Source organism: Dokdonella sp., from assembly GCF_035703485.1.
In the GTDB taxonomy this organism is placed as follows: domain Bacteria; phylum Pseudomonadota; class Gammaproteobacteria; order Xanthomonadales; family Rhodanobacteraceae; genus Dokdonella.
Genome location: NZ_DASSYD010000177.1, coordinates 1 through 8,047, shown reverse-complemented (window position 1 = coordinate 8,047; position 8,047 = coordinate 1). Strand labels below are relative to the sequence as shown.

Annotated in this window: 8 protein-coding genes; 7 read left to right on the top strand and 1 reads right to left on the bottom strand. The window is 60.6% G+C overall.

Annotated elements, in window-relative coordinates:
• From VFN25_RS13615 to VFN25_RS13585, 7 genes are all read left to right on the top strand, one after another.
• Nucleotides 1-423 (top strand): glutamate ligase domain-containing protein (locus VFN25_RS13615; protein WP_414648964.1); only part of this gene is annotated, 423 nt, incomplete at its 5' end.
• A gap of 55 nt (nucleotides 424-478) precedes the next feature.
• The gene (locus VFN25_RS13610; RefSeq protein ID WP_325142822.1) at nucleotides 479-1,384 is read left to right on the top strand and encodes an SPOR domain-containing protein; all 906 of its coding nucleotides are present in this window, start codon (nucleotides 479-481) and stop codon (nucleotides 1,382-1,384) included.
• Nucleotides 1,385-1,569: 185 nt separating this feature from the next.
• A complete protein-coding gene (locus tag VFN25_RS13605) occupies nucleotides 1,570-2,151 on the top strand; it encodes a CvpA family protein (protein ID WP_325142820.1) in 582 nt (193 codons plus the stop codon).
• A gap of 8 nt (nucleotides 2,152-2,159) precedes the next feature.
• Nucleotides 2,160-3,638: an amidophosphoribosyltransferase gene (gene purF / locus VFN25_RS13600; protein WP_325142818.1), complete on the top strand. Its 1,479-nt coding sequence runs from the start codon at nucleotides 2,160-2,162 to the stop codon at nucleotides 3,636-3,638.
• A gap of 89 nt (nucleotides 3,639-3,727) precedes the next feature.
• Nucleotides 3,728-4,555: a ferritin-like domain-containing protein gene (locus VFN25_RS13595; protein ID WP_325142816.1), complete on the top strand. Its 828-nt coding sequence runs from the start codon at nucleotides 3,728-3,730 to the stop codon at nucleotides 4,553-4,555.
• Nucleotides 4,552-5,733 (top strand): hypothetical protein, encoded by a 1,182-nt coding sequence (locus VFN25_RS13590; protein ID WP_325142814.1) that lies wholly within the window; start codon nucleotides 4,552-4,554, stop codon nucleotides 5,731-5,733. Before VFN25_RS13595 ends, VFN25_RS13590 begins: the two co-directional genes overlap by 4 nt.
• The gene (locus VFN25_RS13585) at nucleotides 5,730-7,172 is read left to right on the top strand and encodes a hypothetical protein (protein ID WP_325142812.1); all 1,443 of its coding nucleotides are present in this window, start codon (nucleotides 5,730-5,732) and stop codon (nucleotides 7,170-7,172) included. Before VFN25_RS13590 ends, VFN25_RS13585 begins: the two co-directional genes overlap by 4 nt.
• On the opposite strand, the gene VFN25_RS13580 is transcribed toward VFN25_RS13585, so the two are convergent.
• A partial coding sequence (locus VFN25_RS13580) for a glycosyltransferase (protein WP_325142810.1) occupies nucleotides 7,114-8,047 on the bottom strand: 934 nt, incomplete at its 5' end. The two genes, VFN25_RS13585 and VFN25_RS13580, sit on opposite strands and share 59 nt — an antisense overlap.

Below are 8,047 nucleotides of genomic sequence, written 5' to 3'. Positions count from 1 at the left end.
CGGTTTCCCGGACCACCCGAATTGATCGTGGATGTCGCGCACAACCCACAGGCGGCGCGCGTGTTTTCCGCGTGGCTGGATCAGCATCCGGCCAGTGCTGCCACCGTGGCGGTATTCGGCGCTCTGGCGGACAAGGATGTCGTCGGGATTGTCGATGCGTTGGGTAGCCGGATTGATCGCTGGCATCTGGGCGGGCTTGATGCAGAAAGTCCGCGAGGCCTTGATTCAGCAAGCCTGCTGGATCGCGTTTCTGAACATGTGGCGGCACGATCCATCAACTGCCATGCGAGCGTGAACGATGCGCTGGACGCGGCATTTGCCTCGGCCGCGCGCGCAGACCGCATCATTGCCTTCGGTTCGTTCCTCGTCGCGTCGCAGGTGATCGTGCAGATGAAAAAACGTGCGGGCCGGGCGAGAGATTGAGGGACGCGTATAATCATCGCCGACTTGGTCTGCGCCCACGCCCATGGAATCTGCCTTGAAACAACGCCTCTTAGGTGCCGTCGTCCTGATTGCACTTGCCATCATTTTCCTGCCGATGCTGTTCAGTGGCAGCGCGCCGAAACAGGATTCGGTGACGACAAACATGGAGATCCCGCCGCAGCCGACGCGTGAATTCGAGACTCGCGTGCTTGCCGTGGATACAGCGAACAAGGATGCATCACGCCTGCCTGAACATCAGGCACAGTCCCGTGAACCGGTTGCCAGCGTCGATACCCAGGTTCCGCCCCGCGTTGAGGTAATGCCCGAGGCGGTCAATTCCATCGACACCTCCGAGCCGCCATCGGCAGCGATTGCCAAGCCGGTCAGCGAGGCCACCACGCCGGCCACGGTCGAACAGGTCGAAGCTGGCAAGGCCGCAGATGGCAAGTATCTGGTTCATCTGGGTGTCTATGCCGCGTCCGGCAATGCCAGTGATCTGGTCGCGCAATTGAAGAAGAGCGGTTTTCCGGCCTTTGCCGAATCGGTTGACTACAAGGGCAAACCGGCCAAGCGTGTTCGCGTCGGTCCATTCACCGATCGCGCCGAAGCCGAGGCTGCAAGAATCCGTATCAAGCAGGTTCGCAGTGATGTGCCAAGCAGCATCGTCGGAGTCGCCGAGGACGCCAAGGCAGATGCTCCGGCCACGGCGGTTGCCAAGACTGCGGCAGGTGCCTGGGCCGTCCAGCTCGGTGCGTTCGCAACCGTTGAAGATGCCAACAAGTTGAAGGGGCGACTGAGTGCCGCCGGTTTCGTTGGCTTCGTCGACAAGTTCACGACCGAAGGCAAGACTCTCTGGCGGGTTCGTGCCGGACCGGAAATCGAACGCGCCAATGCGGAAAAGCTGCGCGACCAGATCAAGGACAAGTTGAAAATGGATGGACTCATCGTTACCCAGCCGTAAGTCGGGCACGGATTATTCATGAATGACGCAGGCCATCGCTTGTCCATTGAGTTCACACGACATTCCACGCATTCGGCGATGCAATCGACGCGGATCCGGTGGCACAGCCGCGATGGCATCAAGGAACTCGGTTCATCGTGTAGCGCAATCATCCTGCGTATTCAGCGAAAGTCCGGGCTGCCACGATGAACTGGTTCGACTACGCGATCATCGCCACGTTGACCTTGTCGATCCTGGTTGGCGTGTGGCGCGGATTTATCGGCGAAGTCATGGCCCTGGCGTGCTGGGTGCTGGCATTCTGGGTGGCCTGGATGTTCGGGCCGGTGGTTGCGGAGCAGTTTTCCGGCACCATCTCGGTGCCGTCGGTGAGGGTGATGCTGGGTTACGCGATCTGTTTTGTAGCGGTGCTCATTGCCGGTGCGATCGTCAGTTACCTGTTGCGGAAGCTGGTCAGCGGCAGCGGTTTGTCCGGGACGGATCGCCTGCTCGGCATGATTTTTGGCCTGGCGCGTGGTTGCGCTCTGGTTGTTCTGGTGATCATGCTGATGAAATTCACTCCGGTCGTACGCGATGACTGGTGGCAGAATTCACGCATGTTGCCGACGTTCGAGCGCAGTGCGAGCTGGGTGGCGACGTTTCTACCCGAAACCGTATCGAAGTACCTTGAGCCGGCCGTTGCGGCAATTCCTGCAGCTGCGGCCAACGTGATCCAGCAAGCCCCCGCGCCGGTCGTACCAAAGCGCGAACAACCTTCTCCTTCACAGTGAACTGAAGCATGTGCGGAATCATTGGAATTGTCGGCAAGTCGGAAGTCGCTTCGGCGCTTTACGACGCCTTGACCGTGCTCCAGCACCGAGGCCAGGATGCCGCCGGCATTGCCACGGTGGATGGTGCGCGCCTGCGTCTGCACAAAGGCAACGGCCTGGTCCAGGATGTGTTCCAGCGCGAGGACATGCTCAATCTGCGAGGTGAAATCGGAATCGGCCACTGCCGCTATCCGACCGCCGGCGCGGAAGACAGCAACGAAGCGCAGCCGTTGTACGTGAATTCGCCGTACGGCATAGCCCTTGGGCACAACGGCAATCTGGTCAACACCGAAACCTTGCGTCGCGAGATGTTCGAGGACGACCGGCGTCACATCAACACCGATTCGGATTCGGAGTTTCTGCTCAACGTGCTGGCCCATGAGCTGCAGATCCAGGATCGCATGGCGCTGTCATACGACAATATTTTCAAGGCGGTCGCTGGTGTTCATCGTCGCTGCATCGGCGGCTATGCAGTGGTCTCGCTGGTCCTCGGCTATGGCATGCTGGCATTCCGCGATCCTCATGGCATTCGTCCGCTGGTTCTTGGCGAGCGCGATACGCCGAATGGCAAGGAGTACGCGGTGGCATCGGAGTCGGTCGCGTTCGACATTCTCGGATTCCGCCTGCTTCGTGATGTTGCGCCCGGCGAGGGAATTCTGATCACCCCGGATGGCGAGTTGTTTTCGCGACAGTGTGCCGAGCCGACCGCGCATGCGCCATGCATCTTTGAATGGGTCTATCTGGCCCGCCCCGATTCGATGATCGAGGATGTTTCGGTGTACAAGGCACGTTTGCGCATGGGTGAGCGACTCGCCGCCAAGATCAAGCGCATCAGGCCGGATCATGGCATCGATTCGGTGATTCCGATTCCGGATACTGCACGCACCGCGGCATCGTCGCTGGCCCAGACGCTCGGTGTGCCGATGCGTGAAGGCCTGGTCAAGAACCGATATGTCGGGCGCACCTTCATCATGCCGGGGCAGAGCGAGCGGGTGAAATCGGTACGTCGCAAGCTGAATGCGGTCGGCCTGGAATTCCGCAACAAGAATGTGTTGCTGGTCGACGATTCCATCGTCCGTGGCACCACCTCCAAACAGATCATCCAGATGGCGCGCGAGGCCGGTGCGAACAAGGTCTATTTCGCCTCGGCGGCACCGCCGGTGCGTTACCCGAACATCTACGGCATCGATATGCCGACCGCGGCGGAACTGGTTGCCCACGGCCGTACCGAGGAAGAAATCGAGAAAGTGCTGGGTGCCGACTGGCTGGTCTATCAGGATCTTCCGGATCTCGTTGCCGCAATTTCCGAAGGCAACGACAATCTGGAAAAATTTGATACGTCCTGTTTTTCCGGTGAGTACGTTACCGGGATCGAGCCAACCTATCTGGATCAGCTCCAGTTTTCACGTTCAGACGAGGCCAAGGACAAGCGTCGGCAAAATGCTTGAAACCGGATACGTGACCGGATAGCTGTCGTGCACCGGCAGAAACCGGCAGAATTGTGAACGGCTGATCTCAATCGGCCGTTTTTTTTGCAATGGGTGGATGGAATCCAATGCCTACAAGTGACTTGTTTGCCGCGGCGCTGAGTTGCCTTCGCGCAACTGATCCTGAGCAGAAGTTCGTGCTGAGTCGGCAGACAGCGGCGGACTACCGTGCCGGCAAGCTGACTGCCAATGGCAATGATCAAAACGTGGAATCCATCCTCACTCCGGGTCGGCCGCCGCGGCCGCTCCTGATAGAGCCACGCAAGCTTGCTCAGCGTGGGCTCGGATCAGCCGAGGGCAGGGCGGCGCTGGTCCATGCGATTGCGCATATCGAATTCAACGCGATCAACCTGGCCTGGGATGCGGTCTATCGCTTTCGCGGCATGCCGGAAGCGTTCTACGCCGATTGGGTCGGAGTGGCTGATGACGAGGCGCGGCACTTTCGCCTGCTCAGTGATCGTCTCGCCGAACTCGATCATGGCTACGGCGATTTTGATGCCCACAATGGTCTCTGGGAAATGGCCATCGTCACCGCAGGCTCCTGCTTGCAGCGCATGGCCCTGGTACCGCGTGTGCTCGAAGCGCGCGGACTGGATGTAACGCCGGGAATGATTCGGCGCCTGCGTGGTGTCGGCGACGACGCAACGGCAGACATCCTCGAAATCATCCTGCGCGAAGAAGTCGCCCATGTTGCGGTTGGCTCGCGATGGTTCGCCTGGTGTTGCGCGCAATCCGGGGTTGAATCCGAGGCTACCTTTGCCGAATTGCTGGAAACGCACATGCACGGCAGTCTGCGTGGCCCGTTCAATATCGAGGCTCGCCTCAATGCCGGTTTCAGCGATGCCGAGCTTGCCCATATCGGTACGCTCGCCACATGAGGAAATCACTTTTCGCCATTGCCATGCTATTCAGCGTCGCCGCCATCCTGGCCTGGGCGGCCGGGATGCAGTGGTCGTCACCGCTGGTTGCCAGTCAGCCACGACACTGGGACGGCTCCGATTTTCGTGTGGTCATTGGCGGTGCTGCGCAGGATGAAACGCGTCTGCGCATTGGTGCGGTCGGCGAAAATCGAACCGCCCTGCAATCGATCGTTCTCAATGGCATCGAAGCTGCCGATAATCCGATCTTGCGTTATCACTTCGAGCAGTTTCCACACACGCTGGAACTGTCGCTGGTTTTCCGTCGCGTCGGCAACGAGGATGTCACGGTCGTTTCCTTGCCCTGGCCTGGTGATGGCGATGCCTGGTTCGATCTCGGCACGGTGCCCGAATGGCAGGGGCGCATCACCGAACTCGCTTTCGCCGAATACCCGACTCCGCAGATCGTCCCGCCGATGCAGGGTTTCCGCCCATTCACCCTGGTCAACGCCAGTCTGAGCTCGCGCTCCTGGCTTGGTGATCTTTCGGCGCTGGCGACCGACTGGCTGGGGCAGTGGCCGTGGAGCCAGCGATCCGTGCATGCGCTTGGCCGTGATACCGATACGCCGCGCGCGCAATCGCTGCAGCTCTGTCTCATGCTGATCATTGCTTCGCTGCTGCTCTGGTCCTGGCTGATACTGCGGGTCCGTGGATCTGCGCTGTTGCGATTGAGCGTCATCACCTTCGTGCTTGGCTGGTTGCTGCTGGACCTGCAATGGCAATCGGGATTGAATTGGCGGCATGCGGCGACGGAAAGCCTCTACGCCGAGTTTGATTGGCCCGAGCGTGAACTGCATTCTGCCGATCACGATATTGTCGAAACCGCGCACGAACTCAAGTCCGCTCTGCGCGATTTGCCTGAAAATTCGCGCATCCTGGTTCATGCCGAATCGAGCTTTACCGTTCTGCGCCTCGTTTATCACCTGTTGCCGTTGAATGTCGGCGTGCTTGCCCAGGCCATTGACGAAGCGCCGGGCCAGCCATTGCCTGAGGGCAGCGTTGTCATTGTCTACGATACCCCTGGCTGGACCTACGATCAGCAACACCATCTGCTGCAAGGTGGTGGGCTGAAATTCGGCGGAGAGCTGTTGCTGAGGCGAAATCGACTGCTGGTGTTGCGTGTGCGGAGGCAGCCATGAGTCTCGGCTATTGTCTGGCCTGGCTACTGCCGTGGGTGACCGGGGCCGGAATCTGCCTGGCCTTGAATCGTGGGCGTCGTCTGCCGGGTGACCTTGCCGCCGCGGCGGGTACAGGTTTTCTGCTTGGACTGTTTCTCGCCGCCGTATTGGGCAAACTGCTCGCATTGGAGAACACGGGCGCGACCTTTGCGCGCGTGGCGCCCTGGTTGGCAGGGATTGGCATCCTTGCCTGGGCTGCCGTTTTTGCGTTTCGCCATCCTTCGCGCTCTCCGTCTCTGCTGGCCAGCGCAGATGGATTTGTCGGACGCCTTCTCTGGTTTTTGCTGCTGGCTGCGATCCTGATCCGTCTCGATGCAATCGTGGCCGAAGCCTTGCTGCGTCCGACCTTCCCGTGGGATGCGTGGTCGGCATGGGCGGTCAAACCAAAGGCCTGGTTCCTGCTCGGTCATCACGTGGTCTATGTGCCGATCCAGGAGTGGCTGGCGAGGCCAGCAGCAGATCTGCGTACCTCGGCGATCTGGGATTATCCCGAGCTGCTCGCCTGGATTCAGATCTGGTTCGCCAGCGCCGCCGGAGGCTGGAACGAGCCGCTGATCAATGCGGTGTGGACGGGGGTGCTTGGCGCAATCGGATTGGCCAGCTACGGACATTGGCGAGCGCTGGGCATTCGTCCGGGGCTGTCGATGTTGCTGGTCTATGGATTGTTGTCACTGCCATTGCTGGATGCCCACGCAGCGCTGGCCGGATACGCCGATCTCTGGCTGGCTGCAGCGTTTGGCATGGCCGTGCTGTGCTGGTTGCGCTGGGTTCGTCAGAGGAATCCCGGACAATTGGTACTGGCCTTGTTGTTTGCCGTTTGCCTGCCCTTGATCAAACTGGAGGGCGCAGTCTGGCTGATGCTGTTTGCTGCAGTCGCGTTGCTTGGCCTGCTTTCCCGACGCCTGCGCTGGATCGTGCTGGCGGCGCTTGTCGTCTGTATTGGTGTCGGCATAGCTCTGGGCGGATTCCATGTGCCGATCTTTGGACTCGGCTGGGTTCATGTTTCCTGGGGCCAGGTGACGATTCCGGCACTCGGAGAGCTGGATCTCTACTGGCGCCCTGTCGGAAGCGAGATGCTTTCGGGCCTGCTGACGCTGCCGAACTGGCATTTGCTCTGGTATCTCGTGCCGCTGGTGGTCTTGTTGCGCTGGCGGGTGTTCGTGGCCGATCGCTCGGCGCGCTCGCTCAGTACACTGGTGGCGGCGTGTGTGGCCTTCCTCTTCGTTCTGTTCTTCTTTACCGACGCATCAGCCTGGGCTGAAAATTACACCAGCGCGAACCGCCTGGTGCTGCATGTGGTGCCGGCGGTGTTCACCTTGATGGCGTTGCTGCTTGCAGATACTAACGTTGTGTCCGCTGATAAACGCCAAGTACCGCGTGCGCCGACTGTGCCAGCGTGAATTTCTCTCGCCATCGTTGATGTCCGGCATCGGCGATCCGGGCGCGCAAACCCGGTTCGCTCATGCGAGCAAGCGCATCGGCGAGATCCTGCGCGTTGCCGGGCTCAACCAGCAAGCCACTCTTTTCGTGCTGGATAACCTGACCCACGCCCGACCCCGGAATATCGCTGGCAATCACGGCCAATCCGGCGCGCATCGCCTCCAGCAGGACGAGACCGAAGGCCTCACTGCGGTCCAGCGAAGGCAGCACCAGCACATCCGCTGCGGCATAGGCCGCAAGCAGCTCCGCATCGTCCAACGCGCCGAGAAACGAAACCCGATCTGTCATGCCGAGACGATCCGCCTGCGCACGAAGGCGCGAAGATTCCTCGCCCTCGCCAACCAGCACCAGGCTTGCATCGGTGGTCTGTGCCAGGGCATCGAGCAGCACGGCAAAACCCTTGTAGTGACTCAGCCGACCGACGCCAAGCACGCGCAAGCGCTGCGCGCGAGGCCACGCGGGCGCTTTGCCGCTATCTCCCTTCACCTCGGCAATGCCCAGCGGAATGGTCATCACCTTGTCCTTCCACTCGGACAAGGCCGCGCTGACCTCGAAATAGGCGCGAGAGGTGGCAATGATCGCCGAAGCTCTGGCCAGCAGCGCCCGCTCGAATGGCCGATACAACCGGTAGGCGGCACGCACCCGCCAATCCGGCATGTCCGCCGAAACATCCGCATGCCAATGAACCACCCAGGGCAGGGCGCGGGCACGCGAGCTGAGCAGTGCCCAGAAACACGAAGGGTTGGGCAAATGCAGGTGCAGGATTTGCGCATCGCTGCGCCTGATCATTGCCGAGAGTTGCCATGGCATGGCCGGACTGAGCGGCGTGTACAGC

Excerpts from the sequence above, each read along its gene's own strand:
- VFN25_RS13605 (WP_325142820.1), top strand. The coding sequence starts at position 1,570 with ATGAACTGGTTCGACTACGCGATCATCGCCACGTTGACCTTGTCGATC.
- purF (WP_325142818.1), top strand. The coding sequence starts at position 2,160 with ATGTGCGGAATCATTGGAATTGTCGGCAAGTCGGAAGTCGCTTCGGCG.
- VFN25_RS13595 (WP_325142816.1), top strand. The coding sequence starts at position 3,728 with ATGGGTGGATGGAATCCAATGCCTACAAGTGACTTGTTTGCCGCGGCG.
- VFN25_RS13590 (WP_325142814.1), top strand. The coding sequence starts at position 4,552 with ATGAGGAAATCACTTTTCGCCATTGCCATGCTATTCAGCGTCGCCGCC.
- VFN25_RS13585 (WP_325142812.1), top strand. The coding sequence starts at position 5,730 with ATGAGTCTCGGCTATTGTCTGGCCTGGCTACTGCCGTGGGTGACCGGG.